Origin of the sequence: Nostoc sp. CMAA1605 (assembly GCF_021596505.1) — a bacterium.
Taxonomy (GTDB): domain Bacteria; phylum Cyanobacteriota; class Cyanobacteriia; order Cyanobacteriales; family Nostocaceae; genus Trichormus.
The window spans coordinates 1-23,657 of sequence record NZ_PJIZ01000007.1 but is presented as its reverse complement, the minus strand read 5'-3'; the positions used below and the strand labels follow the sequence as shown (position 1 = coordinate 23,657).

The following is a 23,657-nucleotide window of genomic DNA, read 5'->3' as shown; positions in this document are numbered from 1 at the left end:
TATGTTTGTAACCCTCGCTGATATATCTGCCAATTAACCATTACCGGCATTGCTGACCAATTTTTCACCTTTCAACATCCGCACAGCAGCTTCTAGTAAGGCTTCTTCTAGGTAGGGTTTTGTAAAGTAGCCACTAGCCCCTAACTGAATCGCCATCTGGCGGTGTTTATCCGCACCCCGTGAGGTGAGCATAGCAATGGGTAAGTGGTTGAGATTTGGGTCTTTTTGAATGCGTGAGAGCAACTCCAGACCATCGCAACGGGGCATTTCAATATCACAGAAGACGATATCACAAGGCAACCCAGACCGGAGTTTATCCCAAGCCTCTTGACCGTCCCGCGCCTGTTCCACACGATACCCAGCTTTGTTAAAGGTGAGTGAGAGCAATTCCCGGACTGTAATTGAGTCATCAACGATAAGTACAGTGGGGTCAATTTTCTCAGTCTGAACTTCTGGCACAATGGGACTAGATGCTTGTTGCCAGGGCGCACCTCCACTATGTTTAGACATCCGTCCTTGGAAGATGTCGATCAGTTCCAGTACGTCAGCAATCGGCATAATGCGACCATCACCCAAAACCGTCGCACCCGCCACCCCAATGGGTTTAGGTGCAGGCCCTTCAAATTGCTTAATTACAATTTCCTGTTCGCTTAAAACTTGGTCTATTTGAAGAGCCAACAAAGTATTTGCCGATCGCACCACCACCACAGACACCATATCATCATCTCGATTACCACCGTAAACATTACCGCGACTGAGTTGGCGATTAAAGGTTAACAATTCTTTCAAAGGACGGAATGGCAGAACGGTATCGCGCCAGGAAATATAGGATTGTCCCTCGGCGTTTTTCTGGATATTTTTGATGGGGATATCCAGAGTATCTTCCACACCATCCATCGGGAAAGCTACCCTCGCTTTATCGGAAACACAACATAAAGCTTTACAAATACTTAAGGTGAGTGGCAAACGAATTGTAAAGGTTGTTCCCTTACCTAGAGTAGAGTCAGTATTGACTATGCCGCGAATTTCACTAATTTCGGAACGCACCACATCCATCCCGACACCACGACCAGAAATTTCATCGGCTTCATCTTTGGTGCTAAATCCAGCTTGGAATAATAGATCATAGATTTCCAAGCGGGACATTGCTTTTGCTTGAGATTGTGTAATGAGGCCTCGTTTCAAGGCTAGAGCTTTAATCTTGTCTGTATCAATACCTGCTCCATCATCACCCACAGAAATTACTGTTTGATTACCTTGATGAAATGCACGGATAGTAATAGTACCTCCAGGTACTTTACCAGATGCTTGTCTGATATCAGGTGTTTCAATTCCGTGGGCGATCGCATTGTTGAGCATATGGGTCAACGGGTCGGTGAGATGATCTAAAATCATCTTGTCAATTAAGGTGTCGCCACCCTCAATCATTAATTCCACCTGTTTACCATACTTGATGGCATTGTCTCGCACGCCACGCCGCAGACGATCAATTGTCTGGGAAAAAGGAACCATGCGCGCGCGTGTGAGTCCTTCTTGCAGTTGACTTGTTACCTGACGGAACTGTCGCGCCACTCGCTCAGTTTCTTCTGTCACGAAGTCAATGTCACTAGCTGACTCACGGACTCTCACAATCAACTCGATCATTTCCTGAGACAGTGTGTGGAAGGGAGTAAAGCGATCCATTTCCAGTTCACTAAAACCCCTATCGGAATCAGAGTCTTCACTGTGGAAGAAAGTTGAAGTTTCCCTGGCTTTACGACTACGTAACAAAGAGGATTCTAAAAGCGATCGCTCATACAATTCCTGCATTCTTGCTCCCACATCTGAGAGCTGTTGCACTTGCACTAACAAATTATCTAAAGACTGTCGCAACCTTTCATGATCCTGTTCTAAAGTGTTGCGATTAACTACCAATTCACCCACTAAGTTACTCATGTCATCCAGTTGCTTGACTGGAACTTTCATAGTTTCTTCAAATTTCGCCTGACGACGATTAGAAGAACGCTGTAATTTAGCAGGTGGTTGTTTTACTGGTGTTGACTGAGATATAGTTTGATCTGCTTGTGCTAGCAATTGTTCTAAATCTCTAAAATCATCTTGCACTAATGGCAATACAGTGGGATTGCTAGGAGTAGCCGGAGTAAATTTTGGCGCATTTGTTGAAATTACTTCAGGTTTTACTACATTTTCTTTTGGTGGAATATCTTCTTCCCCTAACAATGCTTCTAATGCTGCAAAATCATCGTCTTGAATGGCATTAATATCATTACTGGGAGATGATTCCATCTCTAGCAAGGCTTCTAAATCAGCAAATTCTTCTTCGTTTCTAGCGTCTACTTGTGTTACTAAATCAGTTTCATGTGTTGAATTAATACCCCCTAGTTCATCATCAAATATCCCTGTGTTATCTAGTTTGTCCGCAGCGCTATTATCTAGATTTTCATTTATTAAATCATTACTATTAGTTGTTAATTCAATAGTGGTATCAGATAAATCGCCAAAATCTAAATCTGATGTTGTCTCATCCAGGTTTGTTAATAATTCATCGTCTAGATTGAGATTGTCTGGAATGTCTTGAATTGTTGTTTGTGTTAATTCAAGGCTGGGAGTCGATAAATCACCAAAATCTAAATCTGATGTTGTTGCATCTAGGGTACTTAACAACTCATCACCCATATCTAGATTGATATTTTCTAATGGATTTTGAGTTGTTGTCTGTGTTAGTTCACTAGTGGTATCAGATAAATCGTCAAAATCTAAATCTGATGTTGTTGCATCTAGGGTACTTAACAACTCATCACCCATATCTAGATTGATATTTTCTGATGGATTTTGAGTTGTTGTTTGTGTTAGTTCACTAGTGGTATCAGATAAATCGCCAAAATCTAAATCTGATGTTGTCTCATCCAGAGTTGTTAATAATTCATCGTCTAGATTGAGATTGTCTGGAATGTCTTGAATTGTTGTTTGTGTTGATTCACTACTAGGAATGGATAAATCACCAAAATCTAAATCTGATGTTGTTGCATCTAGGGTGTTTAACAACTCATCACCCATATCTAGATTGATATTTTCTGATGTTTCTTGAGTTGTTTGTGTTGATTCACTACTAGGAATGGATAAACCGCCAAAATCTAAATCTGATGTTATCTCATCCAGGTTTGTTAATAACTCATCATCTAAATTGAAATTTTCTGGAATGTATTGAATTGTTGTTTGTGTTGATTCACTACTAGGAATTGATAAATCACCAAAATCTAAATTTGATGTTGTCTCATCCAAGTTTGTTAACAATTCATTATCTAGATTGAGATTATCTGGTATGTCTTGAATTGTTGTTTGTGTTATTTCACTACTAGGAATGGATAAATCACCAAAATCTAAATCTGATGTTGTCTCATCCAGGTTTGTTAATAATTCATTATCTAGATTGAGATTATCTGGTATGTCTTGAGTTGTTGTTTGTGTTGATTCACTACTAGGAATGGATAAATCACCAAAATCTAAATCTGATGTTGTCTCATCCAGGTTTGTTAATAATTCATTATCTAGATTGAGATTATCTGGTATGTCTTGAATTGTTGTTTGTGTTAATTCAAGGCTGGGAGTCGATAAATCACCAAAATCTAAATCTGATGTTGTTGCATCTAGGGTGGTTAATAATTCATTATCTAGATTGAGATTATCTGGTATGTCTTGAATTGTTGTTTGTGTTATTTCACTACTAGAAATGGATAAATCGCCAAAATCTAAATCTGATGTTGTTGCATCTAGGGTGGTTAATAATTCATTATCTAGATTGAGATTATCTGGTATGTCTTGAATTGTTGTTTGTGTTATTTCAATGCTGGGAGTTGATAAATATAAATCACCAAAATCTAAGCTAGGAGTTTCTGCAAAGGGTGTATCGAATATTTTGTCAATAGTTCCTTGATTAACATCATCATTAATGTCATCAATCACAATATCTGTTAACTGACTAATCGGAATAGCCCATGCCTCTAGATCAGTTGTTGGTAATTCATTTTGGATTGCTAGTAAATTCGCAGCTAAGTCAGATGCACCACTCTCATCAATATCAGAAAACTCAATATTTGTATCTAGATCAATAGCAATATTTGCTACAGTTTGTGCATCTTGCTCCTGGTGTAGATTGAGATTATTCGCTGAGTGAAATAAATCATCATCTGCTTGTTCTAGATTTCCCAGGATAAAATCAGCACCATCATTACCTGTCAATACATCAACATCTAATTCAGCAAATGATATTGCACTTTCTATTGCAGATGTTTCCGATAGCTGATCATCCAAATCAGACATGAACTCTAAAACTTCTGCGTTCTGGGATAATTCTGGTGTTTCTACTTGAGAATTATCACTATTAACATGAGTATCTATAAGGGAGGTGCTGTTTAAATCTGCTGTTAGTATTATTTTTACATCTTCTTCAGATTGGAAGAAAGTTGTGTCTAAATCAACTAATCCGAAAGCTTCTACACCTAAATTGTTAGAATCTTCATCAACAGGGAAAATTTCACCAGCCGCAGCAAATAAACTCTCTTCTAACTCTTTTCCTATCTCATGTTCGCCTACAGATGATAATAACTGCTCTGTTTCTCCTGAATTTTCTTGAGTATAAACATCATCTAAATTTTGGTCAGGTGCGGTAAACTCTATTACCGTAATGGGCTGTTCATCAAATAAATTGTTAACTGTTTCTAATGTATTGGCAGATAGTTGAGTATCAGTTTCTAAATTGCCAAATAAATTTTCTAATTCTAGATTTTCTGACGCTGTTTTTACTTGTTCTTCTTGTGGAAGAGTAAGATTAGCTTGCTCAAACGTGCCAGTATTTATTTCTGATTCTATAAATAGATTATCGAAATCATCTGATAGGTTATTTAGTTCCGGTAAATCAGGAATGGTTTGATGTTCTGGAATGTTATTTTGAGCCTGATTTAAGGTGCGATCAGCTACGCTGGGCGGAACGCCATCGCCTGCTGTAATTGTCAGAAAGTCGTTGATATCATCTTCTGATGTGACTTCTGGCAATATTTGCTCATTTGTAGCTGCTGCTGGCGATTTTTCTGGCTCTGATAGATGTTCTCCAAATAATAACCCGAAGTCTTCATTTTTAGTTGTGCTAGTTGCAGACTCCTGATCATCTCCTTCTAATGAGAGAAAATCGGCTATATCATTATCAAATACTTGAATGACGGTTTGACTAATCTCTGCCCCTAATTCACTAGAGTCTGCAATCTCTACAACGTCATCTTGTTGCCAACTTTCATCTAGTTCTGGTGTTTCACCTTCAAATAAATCAGCTAAGGTATTTAACTCAGCTAATCCCACTTCTGGGCCATTCGTCTCTATTGTGGCACTATGAGCAAATGGTGTAGTTTCATTTTCCCAGAACGGATTGCCAGTAGTCTCGTTTTCAGACACAGGGTGTTCTATAGAGGTTGGTACCTCTGCTGCAACATTTAGCTGTTCGGAGACTTCAGTTAGACTAGTGACTCTATCTGCTGATATATCGAGGGTATGATCCCTGGCGAAATCCTCAGTTGAGTCTGAAGAGATTTCATGAGGTATAGATGCTAATGATGGTGTGATGGTGGATGGTACGTCACCTAACAACTCTTGAGCCACTTCGATTAAAGCAGTGTTCGGAGAATCCCAAAGTGCTTCTAGTTGTTGGCTAATAGTAATATCAGTTTCTCTACCTTGCAGCACTAACTCTTGTGCTTGTTTAATCTCTGTAATGACAATCTTTGCTAGGATGATATAACTATTTTCGGTATTCCCAATAGCCGTGGTTGCGGCTTTACATAAATTGCACCAATTAGATAAATTCCAAGTTTGACCTAGTCTAACTAACTGCTGACAGCATTGCTGGAGATTTTGACGAGATTCTGATGTTGCAGGTTGTTTAAATAATTGCAACATTTCCCGCAGTGTTTGTAGAACCTGGGCTTGAAATTCACTCCAACGATCATTCCCTGTAGCTGTCACTGTTTGGGGTGCAGGAGTGTTGTCTGCGGGAGTAGGTACATCTTGGCGTGAAAAGAAGTCTGTGAGTGTACCTACGCTATCTGCGGCAGTTGGTTGATTGACATTTGATGTATCTACTCCAGCATCGGCTTGCTGCACTAATAGTTCTAGATGCTGATTCAGCCATTGAAATACAGGTTCTGTCTCTGACATCAAGGTATTAGCCGTTTCTTCTGACAGTCCGAAGGGGCCGCTTAACTGTTCGAGTAGGGCTTTGAGAGTGTCAGATACACCAAGAAATAATGATTCTAGTTTTTGATCAACCTGAATCGGATTTTCTTTGAGAACTTTAAAACAATCTTCTAGACGGTGGGCGGTGTGCTGAATGCTAGTTAAGCCCAGCATGGCTGCACCACCTTTAATAGAGTGTGCGGCGCGGAAAACTTCGTTAATCAGTTCTGGGTCATTTAAGGTACTTTGAAGATTGAGCAACCCCTGTTCAATGGTGTTGAGGTGGTCTCTGGCTTCTTCAATAAAGTAGCCTAAAATTCGCTGTTGTTGTTCAGGCAGCATAGTTTTTTAGTCAATAGTCAATAGTCGTTAGTCATCTGTCAATAGTCATTAGTAGTTAGTCACCGCTTATTTGAGTTGTTAGTCATCAGTCAATAGCCAATTATGTAAACTTTGAACTTTTGACTTTGGACTTTGAACTATTGACTAATTACTTTGTTTGCATGGTGTCTACGCGGAAACGTTCTACAGAAGCAATCAAGTCACGGGATACACCAACTAAGTTTTGTAGTGCGCCGGAAACTCGTTGTGCTTCTTGGGATGTTTCTTGGGCTGTGAGTTCTACTGATTGCATTACCTGGGCAACAGCACGGGAGGTTTCCGTCTGTTCTACGGTGTCGCTGGTAATTGAGCGCACTAAGCCATCAATGCGATTTGCCACCTGAATGATATTTTCAAGCGATCGCTTGGCTTCTTCAGCTAGTTTTGTGCCTTTAATTACCTGTTGTGTACCTTCTTCCATTGCGGTCATTACTGAGCCTGTTTCGCTTTGGATTTGCATCACGATTTGCTCAATTTCTTTTAAGGATTTAGCTGATTTATCCGCTAACTGACGGACTTCATCTGCCACAATCGCAAACCCCCGTCCCGCTTCGCCGGCTCTGGCTGCCTCAATACTGGCGTTGAGTGCCAGTAAGTTGGTGCGGGAGGCAATTTGAGAAATTAAGGCCACAATCTTAGAAATTTCTTGGGAAGATTCCGCTAATCGTTTCACCTTACGGGTAGTTTCAGCTACAGTTTCCCGAATTTCTAAAATCCCCGCCACGGTGTTTTCTACAGCTTCACCGCCTTTGAGCGCGATCGTACTGGCATCACGGGCTACAGCTTCGGCTTCCCTTGCCGCTTCTGCCACCCGTTGAATTGAGTCAGTCATCACCTGTACAGAATTTAAGGTGACTGCTAATTCTTCGGCTTGTCTTAAAGCATCACTAGATAGGGCAGTAGCAAAGGTTTCCGAGTTGGTTGCACCTTTGGTTACTTCTTTGGCGGCGACTGTTACCTGCTGCACAATGTCCCGCAAGTTCTGAATTGTCAGGTTAAAGGCATCGGCTACCGCGCCTAATACGTCGGCTGTTACTTCCGCTTGGACTGTTAAATCCCCTCTAGCTGCGCCTTCTACGTCGTCTAAGAGGCGAATTACTTGGCGTTGGAGGTTTTCTTTCGCTTCTTCTTGTTCATCGGCTTTGCGTTGCGCTTCAAAGGTGGTAGTTAAAATTACCCGCGCCATCTCATTAAAGCCAGCCGCTAATTGCCCTAGTTCATCTTCGGAATACACCGTGGCTTGTACATTCAAATTACCTTGGCGCACAGCATCAAATTGGGCTTGCAAATCCTTGGTAGTGCGGCGCATTTGTTTCAGGGTGAGATTACCCATAAAAGCAGCCGTAGCAAAACCTGTGATCCCTGCGGCTAGAGACATTGCCCAACCAGTATTGCGTACTGTTTCCCGTTGTTGAGGAGGGGAAAAACTGGTGGATGCAAAGCTGACTGTCGCTACTACCAAAGCGGAGAACACGCCCACCGCCCCCCCAACTAACCAAGGTTTCGCATCGAGGCTAGCGTTTTCTAAGCCGGCTAACCAGCCTTGTTCAACGCTGACTTGGGGTTCGACTTTGGCGACATCCGCTTGGGTAAATACGGGTACTGATTCTTGCGAACCGGTGATGCTAAAGAGTTCTTCATCGCGATCGCTCGCTGAATTAGTGATAGGTTCTACTTTAGGCTGGGCAATGCTGCCCAGTTCCGCAGAATTGGAAAGCATCACATCACTAAAGCTAGAATCGGCATCAGCCAGATCAAACCCTGGAATACTACCTAAATCATCAAATTCATCAAAGTCGTCTAAAAATTCGATATTACTTTTGGCATTGTCTTTATTGAGGATGCTACTAGGATCTTCATCCTCTGCTATGCTTTCTGAACCAAAAGCTGACTCAAACGCTTCAAAATCAAAACTTTCATCAATATCGAAAGTTTGCATTTCTGGCTTAATGTCCTCTGAATATGACTGTTCTACGGGAGAGAACTTACCATTCATCTGTGAGGGAGTCTGGAAGGATTCTTCTTGATCAGCGATTTTTTCTAACCAAGCTGCACTAGAGTCAGGAATCGAGATATCGTTATCCTCTGTTGATGTCAGACTTTCTGGAATCTCCTCCTGCTCTAAGGACAAATTCTCTCTTAGTTGTTCCTCTGACTCCGTTGATATTTCTTCCTCGGAGGAAGTGAAGAATTCCGCCGCTTTGTATTGTCCATTCAGATTGGCGGGTGTCTCAAATTCTCCAAAGGGTGAATCGATAATATTGTGGTCTTCAGGTGAGGACTCTAAGCTACTATCTAAAAAATTAGCATCCGCCTGTAACTCTTCAAAGCTGTCTGTTGATGGTTCTTCTTGCCAAAAAACAGGTAATTCTAATTCTCCTAACCCTTCTGAGGCTGAGAAATCTAAATTCTGCTCATTTGCTGGTTCATCCACCGCAAAAGGATCATGATTCGCCGCCAGTGTAGATACTGGCACGGATGGTGTTCCCAGGGTATCTGTAGGAATTTCAAAGGGGTTATCTAGGGCAATTTCTGCGGCATTGACAGCTTGATTAGTTTCCAAACCGTTTAAATCAAAGCCACTGAGGTCAAAGCTATCGATAGCTCCTAAATCTTCTAATTCTGATGATGCCAAGTCTAGAGAATCGGGTGTACTGGCGATATCGACTGATTCTTCAGAATCAAGTGGCTCTACGATTAGTTGTTGGTATTGGCTAATATTCTCTAAACTCTTTTGTGCTACCCCAATCAATTCAAAATCATCAGTTAATTCCAAAACTTTTTGATATTCTACTTCTGCTATATCGTATTGCTGCAAAACATAGTAGATGTGACCCCGCAATAAATGGGAGTTCGGGTCATCTGGGACATTCTGCACCACCTGATCGATTAAAGTAGCGGCAACTTCATAGTTTTGTTCCGCGTAGGCTGTGTAAGCCTGTTGATATGTTTCGACGTAATCTTCTATACTCGCTGCCATTTCCTCCCTCCCAATATCATCCTGCCCACCGCGCACTCCGCAAAATTGCCATCGGATCTAGTAGTCTTAGACACTGATTGTTCTTCGGGTCTAATAACCACTCTCCACGCAAAAAGGGAGTCATGGTATCCGGTATGTTGGTAGGTGGCATCAGATTTTGAACATCCAGCCAATCCATACCACCAATTGCATCTACTGCTAAACCGACAATAGTGTCTTGTTCTTGCACTGCAATTACCGAAATCTCTGCTTTGTCTGTGTTTAAAGGAGTTGCTTCCCCTAAAAATTGACCCAAATCGGCTACCCAAATTACTCGACCTCGTAGATTTAGAGTACCCAAAAGTAAAGGAGAAGCATTAGGAATCGGGGTAATTCTATCAGGACTTAATTCCATTACTTCTCGGATACCAGTTGCGGGTAGTGCAAACTCCTGATGCGAGGGAATGTAAAACCGCAAATGTAACTCACCTTCAGGACTTTCTACTTGAAATTCAGGACGAAAGTGATCTTGACCACTGCCATTTAAAAAGTCCGGTTTGCTAACCATATTGTGTTCGTCCTTACCCTCGCAGCAGTTGTTTGACTGTTCCCACCAACTCGGTTGGTTGAAACGGTTTAGCTATATAAGCATCCGCCCCTTGTTTCATCCCCCAGTAGCGGTCAAATTCTTCTCCTTTGGAAGAACACATGACGACAGGAACGTTTTGAGTTTTGGGGTCTGACTTTAATCGCCGACAAACTTCGTAGCCATTCATGCGGGGCATGACAATATCTAAAACCACCAAATCAGGAGGTTCAGTTTGAATTGACTCCAATGCTTCTAGTCCGTCAGTGGCATGGGTGACTTTTAAACCACTGGCTTTCAGGAGGTCTGTAATCATCTCCCTTTGGGCAAGACTGTCTTCCACAATTAAAACTGTACTCATAAATGGCTATCTACCTCCTGGTGTAGACGTTCCTGTTTGGAACATTCCCTGCTCTCCCTGCAAATAGTTACTGTATAAATTCAATCTAATATTTCACTAAGTTGAGTGGATAATAACTGTACTCTGAAAGTTGATTGATTCTGTGATAACATTTTTTACCCCATCTTTTATGGGATCAACAAGTGTTGTATTGAGTTTATTTCGTCACACCAGATTAAATATTGAGATATTTGTTGAGCAAAATTAGTAATTCCTTATTCTCAAAGGGTTTTGTTAATAGGTCTGTGAAACCGGCCATCTTCGCCTTAACTCGATCTATAAATTTATCTTTACTAGTGAGCATAATCATCGGTATATACCGAAATGCTTGAGATTGTCGCAGCATGGCACACATCTCATAAATACTTAGTTCCGGTATGGTAGCGTCACATAAAATCAGCTGGGGCTGGAGTTGAAAAGTTAAACTCAGTGCTTCTAAGGGATGGCTGAGGGTGATAACTTCGTAACCTTGTAGACGCAAAATAGACTCTACCCTCTCTCCACTAGTTTGGCTTTGGTCAATACATAGTATTTTCATTTTTGGCCTCTCTGGGGCTGGTAATTGGGAATCAGTGGTTTGTGGGTATGTGAGTTTGAGCCAGCCTTGTTGGATATATGGATATATTGTCTTGGCCACTGTCAAAATATCGCGATCAAGATATCGACTCAGTTGACGTAGGGAAGTTTGACCATCTGCCCATTGCTTGAGTTTATTGACTGTGTTGATGGGTAATGAGGAATAAAGATGCACAGTTTCGGCTAGGATTGGCAGTTGTTCTGGCGATTCAATGTATGGGTACAATAGTTTCCATTCTTGTAATTGTTGGATAATTTTGGCGATTAAGGGTGCAATTTCCCAACTTGTTAATTGTGGAGTTAGGGGTATATCGGTATGAAAAATAAAATTACCCCGATATAAACTCAACAAATCAAACAGGCTCTCACACAGTAAACGATAAAGAATGACCTGTGCTTGTTGGGGATTGATGATATTTTTCTCTATCAGCATCCAAACATATTCATATTCTGAAGTATCTTCTATGTTCAAATCGTCTATGTGTTCATAAGCAGATAATTCCCCACGATACGGACGTAAGTAATCATTAATTTGTGACAAATTATTATGCCCTGCTTGGGAATAAATAATTTGACCATTCTGGAAAAATATCAACCAATTTTTCGGTTCACTTGGTGGAGATACTTGACCATATTGGTGAGAGTCGTGGCTTTCTATGAACAGTTGTCCAGTTCGCTGTCCTAGTTCAATTAATTGCAGGATGCTGCGAATGTCAAGTTCTTGTAAATTTCCCTGCATTGAATCTCAGTAGCTCCTTTGAATGAAATTGCTCGTCGGTGCTGTCGGAAGTAGTTTCAAGTTGCAGGAAAAAAAATCTTTCTTCTCCTACACCCTTACACTCTTTCTTTAAACCCTTGATTTTTAACAACCATACGTCACTTATAAGATGATTTCTTTTGCTTTGTTGTACTAGTTTTGATCAGGGAATGATTTCAGCTATAAACCGTAAATTTTCTTAATAGTTTTAGATAAAGTTAGTGATAACACGGAAGTCATCATAACTGTCATCAGTACAAAATATAAAGGCACGATCAGATCGCTGCTATGGATATGCAGACGTGAGATGAAGCGTCTATAAATAGGTTTGTTTGTTTTGTTTGACTCAAGTTGGGTAAATAAGACAAGTTAGCAGAATTATCTAAAAGTATATTTTCAAACAAAAATATCACGTACCAAGAGGAATATCGGTGTGCTGTATTTAGCGGAAGTACAAAAGCAGAAAGGCGGCTTACTGGGTGGTAATTCCAAAACTGAATTGAAACTGCTAGCTTGTCAAAGAACCGACCAGAATTGGAGTCCTGTGTCGGAAGAAATTATCGCTGCTGAAGAAGCCAGCAAATTAAATGATGGCGCACTGGTTTTGGTGGAAGTCAATCCCAATCGCCAAGTCCAGAGACTGCAAGAAGCTGGTAGGCCATTGGTGAATATTTTGCAAAATTTTTCCCGTCAGTTGGAAAAATACAAGCTCAAGGAAGACGAAATTGATCAATGGAAGGAATCATTGACATTTCAGGCACAAGAGTTAAATCGCCGTGAAATGGATATGGAAGTGCGCTTAGAGCAGTTGCACAATATGGAGGAGGAGTTTCAACGTTTAGAAACACAACAACAAGAAGTTGAAACCTCTCGTGAGAAAATTGAACAGTTACAAGCAGAAATTGACCGTAATCGTCAGGAATTAGAAGGTGCTTGGGAGCATCTGCGGGGTGAGCAGCGACGTTTGGAGGAGCGTCTGCAAGAGGGTGGAGTGTTAGACGCAACGCAAAGTCAGAAGATGAGCGAGTTACTAGAACGCTTATCTAGCCGTGTTGCTCCTATAGAAATCTTGCGGGAACATCTCCATGCGGCGCAAGAAATTGTCGAAAAACAGCAGGCTACACTCAATCCCCATTGGGAAAAATTTCAACAAGAAAAAACAACCGCTCAAGAAAAGCAACAAGAAGTTGAAAAACTAGAAAAAACAGTCAGCGATCGCCAAAATGAATGGCAACAAGCACAACACATTTTAGAGCAACAAACAGCCCAATGGAAAGTCAATACGGCTGCGATCGCCAGTAAGCAAGAACTGATGCAAATCCTCAAACAACAGTTGCAATCTCAAGATGAGTTATACCAACAAATTTTTGCTGTAGCTGCAACTTCTGGTGGTGGTTTACCAGGACAACAAATTGATGTGCAGGCTCTAGAAAATATGCCTCTAGCTGAACTGCAAAAGACTATACAAGATTTATCAGAAAAGTTAGAAATAGACTCTAGTTTTGTTCATGATCAAGAACAAGAACTGACATATAAACAAGAAACAATAGAACAATTAAAGCAAAAAATTAGTCAAGCATCCGGTCAAGATGTCAGTAATTTACAAGAAGAATTAGCCGATGAACAAGACCTTTATCAGATGCTCAATGAGACTTTAGTCGGACAAAGACGCAATTTATTAATGCGGCAAAAGTTGATTAAGCAACACCAAAACATTCTTCTCAAGCGACAAGGTCAGGCAGTTGCTAACAATGATCAAGAAAATAACATTGACTTTAGCCCCATTCTTTCACAACTAGAAAATCAACGACAACAACAATCCCAAGAACTACAAAAATTGGAACGGGAAGTTGAGCAAATGCACGCTGCACTGGAATTAGACCACGGCATGATTGATAATCAAACCCACAATATCCAAGAACAGCAGCAAGAATTGAAAACAATGGAAGAAAATCTTCGTTCCTTACAAAAGGCTAGTGCCGAGTGTTGGGGACGAGTCAACCTTTATCAAGAAACACTGCAACCCATTCAAGACCGTCTAGACGAAATCAAACAAAAACTACAAAACATCGGTGAATCTTTGGGACAAATTCAAGAAACTAGTGATCATCAACTGCAAACAATCACAGAAATTCGTCACACCATCGGCGGTTTACTCTCTCAGCCAGAGTTGTTGGCTTCTTAATGGGGCATTGGGCATTGGGCATTGGGCATGGGGCATTGGTTTTTTCATCTGCTACCTTGTCCCCAGTCCCCAGTCCCCAATATTATCCATTCACCTTGGACTTGAGCGATCGCACCACCAGGAAAGGGATCGGTTTGTGAACGGTTGGGTGCGGTGATTAGGGCTGTTAATTTCTCGATATGCTCAAAATTGGGAGCATCGGGAAGGATTTTTTGTAATATCTGACGCATCACCCGCCGTTGTAGTGCTAATGGTGCTGTTTGCAATACCCGACGGTTTAAACGCAACGGTAAGGAATTTTTTTCATCTTCTTTCCCCAGTCCCCAATCCCCCATCGCTTCTTCCCGCAGCTGCTTGGCTGCTTGTTCTAAATATTCCACATCTGCTTGTAGGAGTTCGGCGGTTTGGGCGATGGCTAATTCGGCTTGGGGGTTAAAGTTTTGTTGTAGATATGGAATTAACTCTTGGCGGATGCGGTTACGGGCGTATTTTAAATCTTGGTTGGTGGAATCTTCCCAAATTGGTAAGTTAAACTCTTGACAAAATTGCTCTGTTTGCTTGCGGGTAACTTCCAATAGGGGACGCACTAGCAACATTTGCTCAGTTAGGGGACGTTGCCAAGTAAGTGCTTGTAAACCATCTGCACCAGTTCCCCGAATTAAGTTGTACAGGAGAGTTTCGGCGCGATCGCTGGCGGTGTGACCTGTGAGAATATATTGGTAGTTGTGAGCTTGGGCGATCGCTAAAAAAGTTTGATAACGCCAATCACGGGCTGCTGCTTCTGTGTTTACTGGTTGAGCAGCTGTTGCTAAATAAAAAGACACACCCCAATTTTTCGCCAGATTTTCTACGTGATAGGCATTGGCTTGGGAATCTTCACGCCAACGATGATCACAATGAATAATACCTAAATCCCACTGCCATTTAGGTTGTAAATCTAACAGGAGTTTCATTAAACACAGGGAATCTTGTCCACCGGAAACTGCTACTAACAGACGTTTTTGGCGATCTAATAAGTGGCGCGATCGCAAAGTACGATGTATTTTGGCGTGTAGTGCAGTCCATCCCATTCCCTAAACCCTATTCCCCAATCCCTGATTTTTTACCATAATGTTTCCTGATCAATTTGCTTTAGCTGTTGATGAATTTGATAGATTTCGTCTAATGGTGAATCAGGGTCATCAGGACAAAATTCTAATGCTAGTCTGACTTTTCCTTTCACCCATCCTTGTGCGCTAAATCTCAAAACCTCACAACTTAAGCCATGAGTATATAAATCTACTTCAACTGTTTCATCTGCACCAATATATTCTTTAATTGCTGTAATTAAATCACGGACTTTAAAAGTTTTTGCAATTTCGAGTTTCTGGAAAGTGTCTGGTTCTATACTGACCACTTCATCATGATTTAGTCGCTCAAATCCGTCTGTCATAAGAATATCCCGCAACTAAATTTATATTTTCTGCTGCTGGGAGAGATTATCCGTAATAAAATTATGGATTAATTGCAATCATTTTTAGTGTAAACAGACCAGCAGGATTGCAAATGTTGTTTTGAGTAATAAATAAACGCAGATGAACACAGATAAACGCGGATGAATTTGTACTTCGGTTAACTAGGAAATACTATGTTTGATGAGGTGATTTAGCTTATCTACTGTAATTACTACAAATCCCCTCTTTGCCAATGAAGAGGGGATAAAACTGTTAAAAAAACCAACCGTAAGAATGTAAACCTTTGCCTAAAAGATTCACACCAAGGTAACAAATCCAAACGACAACAAAGCCACTGGCGGCTAAAATTGCTGGGCGGCGACCTTGCCAACCACGGGTAATTCTAGCGTGGAGATAGGCGGCAAATACTAGCCAAGTAATTAATGCCCAAGTTTCTTTCGGGTCCCAACTCCAGTAAGAACCCCAAGCTTCATTCGCCCAAACTGCACCAGCAATAATTCCGATGGTGAGTAGAGGGAATCCCAAACCGATGACGCGATAACTAATATTATCGAGGGTTTCTGCGATGCTGAGACGTTGGGGTGAAAGGGTTGGTGCTGATGTGAGGGTTGAGGCTGGAGTGGATGTGACTAAGTTTAAAACGGCGGTGTTACCGTTACCGTTGTTATTGCTTTCTAGCCGTGCATAGCCATTGTTTTCTGCTGGTGGTGTTGGGGTTTGTGTAACTAGTTCACCAGCTTTTTGCAGACGGTAGCCGTTGGTACGATAGCCACCGTTACCGAATGAACTACCTTGTAATTGAATATTTTGACCGCGTGTGACAATCAAAAATGCGATCGCTAGTAATGAACCCACCATCAAGGCTGAGTAACTCAACATCATAACGCTAACGTGCATCATCAGCCAATTAGACTTGAGTGCTGGTACTAATGGTTCGGCTACTTGCATTTCTGATGGTAATGTCAATGTAGCAAAAGCAGAAATCCCCATAGCCACAGGGCTGGTGAAAACACCTACTAAGCGGCTACGGCTGGAATTTTCCGCAATTAGATGAATTGTAGTGATTCCCCATGTCAAGAAAAATAGGGATTCATACAAATTACTTAATGGAAAATAGCCAGCCTCTAGCCAACGCGCACCCAAAAGCGTAGCGATGCACAAATTAGCGATCGCCATCCCAGCTGTTCCCAGCGCATTAGTTATGCTGAGATTGGGAAAGGCTGCTCCCACCCAATAAACCAACATGGTGATAAATAAGACAGCAAACGAGGCATTATCTAACCAATTCTGGAGTAAAACCAGACTCATAAAGTGTTCTCCGCAGGGGACTCTTGAAAATTTTAATTCTGACTGTTCTGATCCTATCTGTTTCAGCAAGTCAAAATTCAAAATTTCTGATATTGGGGATTGGGGATTGGGGACTGGGGACTTGTACTGAGCTTGTCGAAGTATTGGGGACTGGGGATTGGGCAAGAAATTCTACCTTGTCTACCTTGTCTACCTTGTCTCCCCTGCCCCCTGCCCCCCTGCCTCACCTATCACCTTTCTTCAGTGTGAAAAAAATATCATAGCGGGTGCTGCGGTTGTCGCTAACGGCTGATGTCATACCGATGGAACGGGTAGCAGCTAGCAAGTTTTGTTGTTGGGGGAGTAGTCTGGGTAGGGGAAAATTTTTCGCTGTCTGTTCTACGTCTATGTAAAATTGACCGTTTGTCGGATTGGGTTCTGTAGGAACTGTTTGCTGAAATGTCGAATTTTTAGCAAGGGTAGTGCTGGGTTGAGGCAGAATCTTATCAGTGACGGGCGCACCTATAGATAAGAACGCCACATTTCCATCTAACCAACCGTGGGTAGCTGTGAGTGTCCCAAATGGACTAATCCAATTCACTACGGCTTTATCGGCTACTTTTGTTGATTGAATTTGGAACTGATATTGATTTTTCATCACATCATCTAGCTGTTTGATTGATGTTTCAGCTAATTGGCGTTCCTTGGCTTGCACCATAAATACTAAAGCCGCACGAAAATCTTGCGAAGTTCCAGGTTTGGGCGTTCCAGGAATGATGGATACCGCAAATTCGCCTTTCATCCAACTGAGTAAATCTCTTTCTAAATCCAGAGTAGTCAGGGATTTTACCCCTGTCCGCAGTTGTTCTGGTGTAACGGGGGAGAGAGGATTACCTTGAGAGGTTAAAACATATTCGCTCCACAAACGCTGTAAGTTTCCACCAGACAACATCATTAAGGTTTCTGCTGGTACACGATTTTGCATTGTACCTGCTTCATTTTCCACCGCCAAAACTCTTTGACTACCAGGATTGAGCCAAGACACGCCTTTAATGCGTAATCCTTCTGTTTCTAGTGTCACAGTTCCGGCTAAACCTTGGTTATTTTGTAGTTGGGCTAAAACTTGTGCAGGTAAACGACGGTTGGGGGCTGTAGCGGCTATTTTCGCAGCGTTAGGTATGTTGATGTAAAACTGTGCTAAAGGTTGATAACCAGATATTTTAGGAAAGTTATCGGCAAAACCGCCGATTGTGGCTAAAGATGTTTTATTTTTGTAAGCGTCTATCGCTCTTTCTACGGTTTGGGGGTTATCTGTAATTACCAAAAATTTCCCATCTAAAAAGGCCGCCGCTAGGTTTTCTCCTGGCTGTCCTTCAATTTGTTTGATGTTAATCCCTTGGTAGGTGCGGTTAATCCATTTACCTTGGGTTAGGGTTTTTGGTTGAGCAAAGACAGTTTGAGCTTTTTGGGGGTTTTTGACTGGTAAAACCATCACCATTGATTGCGAACTATCACCAGGGTTGTCAATGGTGGAAACTGGCTTAGAAACTGGTTTATTGATTTGGGGGGCTAAAATTGCCAAGGTAACTTCATCGCCTACCCAGGGTTGAATATCCTGCTCGAAGTTGTAACCGTAATTGGTCAGAAAGCGATCGCGTAACTGAACTAAGCTTTGATTAACTTGTGCTTGTGTTTCTTTCGTTCCAAATTCCTGTAATTTCTGCCATTGTTTGGTGTCTGTAGTCAAAGAAACCGCAAACAAAGCATCACTAGGAATAATATTCGCACCTGTCAGTAAGTCTCTATAAAATAACTGACCTTGACTCAAAAACAAGTAAGCCGTACTACCTATACCAATTAATAATCCTGCGCCTGAAAGTGTCAGTCTCAAAGAAGATTTCTTTTGTGTCTTCTTGGGAGTAGACAATCTAGGTGATGTCATGAAATCTACACCTCACATTTGCAAATTTTTGATTAGCTTGACTCATTCACTTAAATCAAAAATGTCTATATTTATATAGCAAATAATTTGCTCAGTTTTCCTTCCCTCAAATCTCATACCACCAGGAAATAGGTAAATGGTAACAGGAAGGAATCTAGAGTTGCATAATCACTGGATGAAATGATACCAGCAAAGGAAGCATGATAATTTTACATTACTCAACATAATTATGTAGCTATTCTCAATTATGTATGAACAGCCATTGATTCAAAAATTTTGATTTGCTAAATAACGCTGATATTTACCGTTGTATTAATTAATTTAAATTAATTACATCTTGATTCATTGCAACAAAATCATCCTAACTTTTGCCGTTTTGATGAGAGCCTATTTATCAAATAAGTAGAACGGTGTAGATAATTCAAGGTTTGTAGTGTTCGCGCAAGCGTTTCGTAGAGAGGACTTTAGTCCTCTAATAAGGACTGTTCGCGGAGCGTTCCCGTTCGCGTTAGCGTCTCCGTTCACGTAGCGTCCCGCAGGGAAGGAGAAGGGTAGTCCTTACTACAAACTGGATACCAATCTTTTTACAATGATGCAGGAGTGAACAAAGATGAGCCAATTCTTTCTCGCTCTACTCTCCTGCTTCCCCTGCTCACCAAGACGATAGGATATTTTTTTAGTTAACAGTTTCTAGCTGTGTTGCACCCAAGTATTTTGTTAAATAAGGCGAAAAAACTTCGTAAATCAAAGTCAATGGTTGACCATGATGCCAAAACAAGTAATGGCGACCCCAAAAAGGCCCTTCTACATTAAATCCGACTTCTAGGGCTGGGGAATAACCGTAATAAATACCACGTACATCTCGATATAATTCGGTACGCAGACGCGCCAGACTCGCCCAAATCGGTAATGAACGGTTTTGTAAATATTCATCTACATGGCTAGCTTCCCACCATGAAGTAGCATAGGCTAATCTCTGCCCACCAGGGGTGCGTAGCCACACTTGTCGCCGTAGTCTTGGCCCTGGTACTTTGTGAATCAATTCCGGCGCATCATCCAAATCCATGCCAATAAATGACATATCAATGACATCAACTTCTGTCGGCTCACCTGTCAGTAATTCTAGGTGTCTTGTGGGTGAGCCGTCACCAAGCAGCAGCATTTGCCACGCCGGAGCAAGCTGAGTGTGGGGCAAACTTTTTTTAATTACTTCCTCCCCACCTTGCCAAATTGGGGTTAGGCGATGCCACGCGGCTGGTAGTGTTGAGTTGTTACTTGAAGTAAATATTGCAGTCAATGTTCTTTACAAAAGTTCACCTACTTCTATGAAAGCACAAAAGACTGGAATCTGGTCAATAGTCAATAGTCAATAGTCAATAGTCATTAGTCATTAGTCATTAGTCATTAGTCAATAGTCAATAGTCAATAGTCATTAGTCATTAGTCATTAGTCATTAGTCATTAGTCAGCTACGGGTATGTATGATCGATGCTTCCGTAAAATACCAAGGGAAGACTTTTCCTCTAACTTTCAACATGGCGGTTTTCTCAAGTTGGGAAACCCCGAATAACGAGCTATCGTACTATGCGGCTAAACTAAATGATTCCTAAAGTTAAAAGTCATCAGCCTACAATCTCTCACTTTTGACTGTTGACTAATGACTTTTGACTAAACAATAAATGCGGATGGCGAGACTCGAACTCGCAAGGCAAAGCCACACGCCCCTCAAACGTGCGCGTATACCAATTCCGCCACATCCGCATGAGTTTCACGATTATCAATCGTAGCACAACCTACAGGAATAGGTAAAGATAATTAGGAATTTAGCTAACTTTACCAAAAATTTAATTTTGGGGTATCACAAATTTCCCGAAGGAGGATACCAGACTGACAGAAATGTAGTAGCTCCACAAGTGATACTAAATGGGGAGTAGTGACTAGAAAGTGAATAACCTCACTCATTACTCAGCGTTTATGAAATAAATACTGATAATGAGTCCTGAGTATTGGGTATACAGGAAATCAACCTACTCAGAACTCAGCACTCATAACTCACATTGTGCATTCTACGTTTAGATGAGGCTGGTAAATCTCCTGTCATAATTTGAGATAAAGCCACTGTGCTGTTGCAACTTGGATGGGAGACAATTTCTATCTACTGGTACTGATATCGAAGCTCGAAAATGAAGTTTGACAAAATCTTAATTGCCAATCGAGGAGAAATCGCCCTCCGCATTCTCCGCGCCTGTGAAGAAATGGGGATTGCGACGATCGCGGTTCACTCGACTGTTGACCGGAATGCTCTGCACGTCCAACTAGCTGATGAAGCGGTTTGCATTGGCGAACCTGCTAGCGGTAAAAGTTATTTGAATATTCCCAATATCATTGCGGCGGCTTTAACGCGCAATGCTAGTGCTATTCATCCTGGTTACGGTTTCCTGTCGGAAAACGCCAAATTTGCCGAAATTTGCGCTGACCATCACATTGCTTTTATTGGCCCTACCCCAGAAGCAATCAGGTTGATGGGGGATAAATCCACGGCTAAAGAAACCATGCAAAAAGCCGGAGTTCCCACTGTACCAGGAAGCGATGGCTTGGTAGAAACCGAGGAAGAAGGATTAGCGATCGCGAACAAAATGGGCTACCCAGTGATGATTAAAGCCACGGCTGGTGGTGGTGGTAGGGGGATGCGCTTAGTGCGATCGGAAGATGAATTTGTCAAACTCTTTTTAGCCGCCCAAGGTGAAGCAGGTGCAGCCTTTGGTAATGCTGGCGTTTACATCGAAAAATTTATCGAGCGTCCCCGCCACATTGAGTTTCAAGTTTTGGCGGATAATTACGGCAATGTCATTCACTTAGGTGAACGAGATTGTTCCATTCAACGCCGCAACCAAAAGTTACTAGAAGAAGCCCCCAGTCCTGCACTTGATCCAGAACTGCGGGAAAAGATGGGACAAGCCGCCGTCAAAGCAGCCCAGTTTATTAATTACACCGGTGCGGGTACTATCGAGTTCCTTCTAGATAAATCCGGTAAGTTTTACTTCATGGAAATGAACACTCGGATTCAGGTGGAACACCCCGTGACCGAGATGATTACTGGGGTAGACCTGCTAGTTGAACAAATTAGAATCGCCCAAGGTGAAAGACTCAGGCTGACTCAAGACCAAGTAGTGTTGCAAGGTCATGCAATTGAATGTCGCATCAACGCTGAAGACCCCGATCATGATTTTCGCCCAGCACCCGGACGCATTAGCGGTTATCTTCCCCCTGGTGGCCCTGGTGTGCGGATTGATTCCCACGTTTACACTGATTACCAAATTCCCCCTTACTATGATTCTCTCATTGGTAAATTAATTGTTTGGGGACCAGATCGTGCTACAGCAATTAACCGGATGAAACGCGCTCTCAGAGAGTGTGCAATTACTGGATTGCCTACCACAATTCCCTTTCATCAGAAAATCATGGAAAACGCCCAGTTTTTAGAAGGTCATGTTTACACCAATTTCATTCAGGAAATGAAACTTTAGGCGATCGCGAACTGGTTTTCCATAAAAAAATATCCAGAAAATTTCCGCCTAATGTTCTAAATTTGGAGATTAGGCTGGAATTTCTAGGATATTAACTAAGAATACACATAATCAAAGCCTGATTCTTCTTTGGTTACAGAAGCTCAAGAAATCGATCTACATCTATACGAGCTTGTTTCAAAATACGAGCCAGGGTTGAACGTTTGACTGGTCAATGCGCTGGAACTGTCAACTTGACAACTTCATCAGGTAATTCCTTCTCTAATCGAATGTGACTACCACGCTGACGAACTACCACCCATCCATCTCGCTCTAGAGCAGCAATAATTTGTTTATACGGAAGGCTAGGAACTTTAGTCATAGAACTAGCTCTCGAACAATGATGCCTTCTTTGGCCAAGACCTCATGTTCTAAAGGATCAAGGTAAAGTTCTATAGCTTCCTGAATATTTACCATTGCTTCGTCGATATCTTCACCCTCACTTATACAACCAGGTAGCGAAGGTACATAGACAGTGTAGCCACCTTCATCGCTGGGTTCTAGGATTACTCTTAGCTTCATAGTGTTCACGGTTAGTTCAACCAAATGGAGGTTATCGTAAATTTTAGCAATCTTAAGATTTCTGTATGCTTCAGCTAGCAGGGGCGATCGCGATGGTCTAACAATTAAGATACAAAGAAGTGCATTAACTTAATCTGTGGGATATGTAGCTCAATACACTTGAATGTTCGGCAAGTATGGGAATTGAAGGTAATCTTAGACAAATATCACCGTCCTTACTTGAGATCGCACGACGTGATCTTTACGTGCTAAATCTATATCTTCATGCTAAGAAAACCATAGAAACGGAGGAAATAAAGTGTCTTCCCACTTATCTACATAATAAGAATTTTCATTGTGATTTGGATGGTGTTCTTGCTGACGACCAATGGAGAATCGGTAGGTTAGACATTGACTCAGATTGGCACGCAATACATTACCTACTCACAGAAAATTCATCCTCATGGGAAAAATGCAAATTACCGTTTGTTGTTACTAGACATGAAATTAAAACTCGTCTATTAATCAACGCGGTTATGGGAGGAACTTCCATTGAAGAGACTAGGGGTGGTTTTATGGATTTTGCACCTGTTAGATACTTAACACAAATGGAAACTCAGACTATTTCTGAGGCATTGCTTCAAGTTTCGGAAGAAGATTTTGAGCTTAGGTATAACGAAGCTTGTGAATGCAACCCAAACATCTACAGGACACTATGGGACGAAGAATTTGAAAGATACTGGTATAGGTTTAGATGTCTTTGTGAATACTACAAAATAGCCACAGAGAAAGGAAGAGGTATGCTACTTTATCTTGGTTGTTTTTATGGTGTTGATTTTGAA

15 protein-coding genes and 1 tRNA gene are annotated in these 23,657 nt (G+C 41.5%); 3 read left to right on the top strand and 13 right to left on the bottom strand.

What is annotated here, in order from left to right:
• Positions 1-33: 33 nt before the first annotated feature.
• The 5 genes from CV014_RS04265 to CV014_RS04245 all read right to left on the bottom strand — a co-directional run bounded on the left by CV014_RS04265 (position 34) and on the right by CV014_RS04245 (position 11,863).
• Positions 34-6,564, bottom strand: coding sequence for a response regulator (locus CV014_RS04265; RefSeq protein ID WP_236140879.1), 6,531 nt, complete (start codon positions 6,562-6,564; stop codon positions 34-36).
• 148 nt (positions 6,565-6,712) lie between these two features.
• A complete protein-coding gene (locus CV014_RS04260; RefSeq protein ID WP_236140941.1) occupies positions 6,713-9,583 on the bottom strand; it encodes a methyl-accepting chemotaxis protein in 2,871 nt (956 codons plus the stop codon).
• A gap of 16 nt (positions 9,584-9,599) precedes the next feature.
• Positions 9,600-10,130: a chemotaxis protein CheW gene (locus tag CV014_RS04255; protein ID WP_103137595.1), complete on the bottom strand. Its 531-nt coding sequence runs from the start codon at positions 10,128-10,130 to the stop codon at positions 9,600-9,602.
• Positions 10,131-10,143: 13 nt separating this feature from the next.
• Positions 10,144-10,509, bottom strand: coding sequence for a response regulator transcription factor (locus CV014_RS04250; RefSeq protein WP_103137596.1), 366 nt, complete (start codon positions 10,507-10,509; stop codon positions 10,144-10,146).
• Positions 10,510-10,723: 214 nt separating this feature from the next.
• Positions 10,724-11,863 (bottom strand): response regulator, encoded by a 1,140-nt coding sequence (locus CV014_RS04245; protein WP_236140878.1) that lies wholly within the window; start codon positions 11,861-11,863, stop codon positions 10,724-10,726.
• A gap of 451 nt (positions 11,864-12,314) precedes the next feature.
• On the opposite strand from CV014_RS04245, the gene hmpF reads away from it, so the two are divergent.
• Complete coding sequence (hmpF, locus tag CV014_RS04240; RefSeq protein WP_236140877.1) at positions 12,315-14,066, top strand: pilus motility taxis protein HmpF; 1,752 nt, start codon at positions 12,315-12,317, stop codon at positions 14,064-14,066.
• Between the two features lie 44 nt (positions 14,067-14,110).
• Here hmpF and tilS read toward each other — a convergent pair whose 3' ends face one another.
• From tilS to CV014_RS04210, 6 genes are all read right to left on the bottom strand, one after another.
• Complete coding sequence (gene tilS / locus CV014_RS04235; RefSeq protein ID WP_236140876.1) at positions 14,111-15,136, bottom strand: tRNA lysidine(34) synthetase TilS; 1,026 nt, start codon at positions 15,134-15,136, stop codon at positions 14,111-14,113.
• Between the two features lie 32 nt (positions 15,137-15,168).
• On the bottom strand, positions 15,169-15,498 hold the full coding sequence (locus CV014_RS04230; protein WP_236140875.1) for a KGK domain-containing protein: 330 nt from the start codon (positions 15,496-15,498) through the stop codon (positions 15,169-15,171).
• A gap of 274 nt (positions 15,499-15,772) precedes the next feature.
• On the bottom strand, positions 15,773-16,828 hold the full coding sequence (ccsB, locus tag CV014_RS04225; RefSeq protein ID WP_236140874.1) for a c-type cytochrome biogenesis protein CcsB: 1,056 nt from the start codon (positions 16,826-16,828) through the stop codon (positions 15,773-15,775).
• Between the two features lie 223 nt (positions 16,829-17,051).
• Complete coding sequence (locus tag CV014_RS04220; protein ID WP_236140873.1) at positions 17,052-18,749, bottom strand: DUF3352 domain-containing protein; 1,698 nt, start codon at positions 18,747-18,749, stop codon at positions 17,052-17,054.
• 676 nt (positions 18,750-19,425) lie between these two features.
• The gene (locus tag CV014_RS04215) at positions 19,426-20,046 is read right to left on the bottom strand and encodes a chorismate lyase (RefSeq protein WP_236140872.1); all 621 of its coding nucleotides are present in this window, start codon (positions 20,044-20,046) and stop codon (positions 19,426-19,428) included.
• 382 nt (positions 20,047-20,428) lie between these two features.
• A tRNA-Leu gene (locus CV014_RS04210) sits at positions 20,429-20,509 on the bottom strand.
• 422 nt (positions 20,510-20,931) lie between these two features.
• Between CV014_RS04210 and accC the strand changes: the two genes are divergently transcribed.
• On the top strand, positions 20,932-22,275 hold the full coding sequence (gene accC / locus CV014_RS04205) for an acetyl-CoA carboxylase biotin carboxylase subunit (protein ID WP_236140871.1): 1,344 nt from the start codon (positions 20,932-20,934) through the stop codon (positions 22,273-22,275).
• A gap of 211 nt (positions 22,276-22,486) precedes the next feature.
• Here the strand turns inward: accC and CV014_RS04200 are convergent, their stop codons facing one another.
• Together CV014_RS04200 and CV014_RS04195 are read right to left on the bottom strand one after the other, a co-directional pair.
• Positions 22,487-22,636, bottom strand: coding sequence for a type II toxin-antitoxin system HicA family toxin (locus CV014_RS04200; RefSeq protein ID WP_236140870.1), 150 nt, complete (start codon positions 22,634-22,636; stop codon positions 22,487-22,489).
• On the bottom strand, positions 22,633-22,836 hold the full coding sequence (locus tag CV014_RS04195) for a type II toxin-antitoxin system HicB family antitoxin (RefSeq protein WP_236140869.1): 204 nt from the start codon (positions 22,834-22,836) through the stop codon (positions 22,633-22,635). Before CV014_RS04195 ends, CV014_RS04200 begins: the two co-directional genes overlap by 4 nt.
• 176 nt (positions 22,837-23,012) lie before the next feature.
• Here CV014_RS04195 and CV014_RS04190 point away from each other — a divergent pair.
• Positions 23,013-23,657: DUF1877 family protein (locus CV014_RS04190; RefSeq protein WP_236140868.1), on the top strand; the 645-nt coding region annotated here is incomplete at its 3' end.

Bases quoted from the DNA above. Each gene is read 5' to 3' on its own strand.
- CV014_RS04265 (WP_236140879.1), bottom strand. From the start codon at position 6,564: ATGCTGCCTGAACAACAACAGCGAATTTTAGGCTACTTTATTGAAGAA.
- CV014_RS04260 (WP_236140941.1), bottom strand. From the start codon at position 9,583: ATGGCAGCGAGTATAGAAGATTACGTCGAAACATATCAACAGGCTTAC.
- CV014_RS04255 (WP_103137595.1), bottom strand. From the start codon at position 10,130: ATGGTTAGCAAACCGGACTTTTTAAATGGCAGTGGTCAAGATCACTTT.
- CV014_RS04250 (WP_103137596.1), bottom strand. From the start codon at position 10,509: ATGAGTACAGTTTTAATTGTGGAAGACAGTCTTGCCCAAAGGGAGATG.
- CV014_RS04245 (WP_236140878.1), bottom strand. From the start codon at position 11,863: ATGCAGGGAAATTTACAAGAACTTGACATTCGCAGCATCCTGCAATTA.
- tilS (WP_236140876.1), bottom strand. From the start codon at position 15,136: ATGGGATGGACTGCACTACACGCCAAAATACATCGTACTTTGCGATCG.
- CV014_RS04230 (WP_236140875.1), bottom strand. From the start codon at position 15,498: ATGACAGACGGATTTGAGCGACTAAATCATGATGAAGTGGTCAGTATA.
- ccsB (WP_236140874.1), bottom strand. From the start codon at position 16,828: ATGAGTCTGGTTTTACTCCAGAATTGGTTAGATAATGCCTCGTTTGCT.
- CV014_RS04220 (WP_236140873.1), bottom strand. From the start codon at position 18,749: ATGACATCACCTAGATTGTCTACTCCCAAGAAGACACAAAAGAAATCT.
- accC (WP_236140871.1), top strand. From the start codon at position 20,932: ATGAAGTTTGACAAAATCTTAATTGCCAATCGAGGAGAAATCGCCCTC.
- CV014_RS04200 (WP_236140870.1), bottom strand. From the start codon at position 22,636: ATGACTAAAGTTCCTAGCCTTCCGTATAAACAAATTATTGCTGCTCTA.
- CV014_RS04195 (WP_236140869.1), bottom strand. From the start codon at position 22,836: ATGAAGCTAAGAGTAATCCTAGAACCCAGCGATGAAGGTGGCTACACT.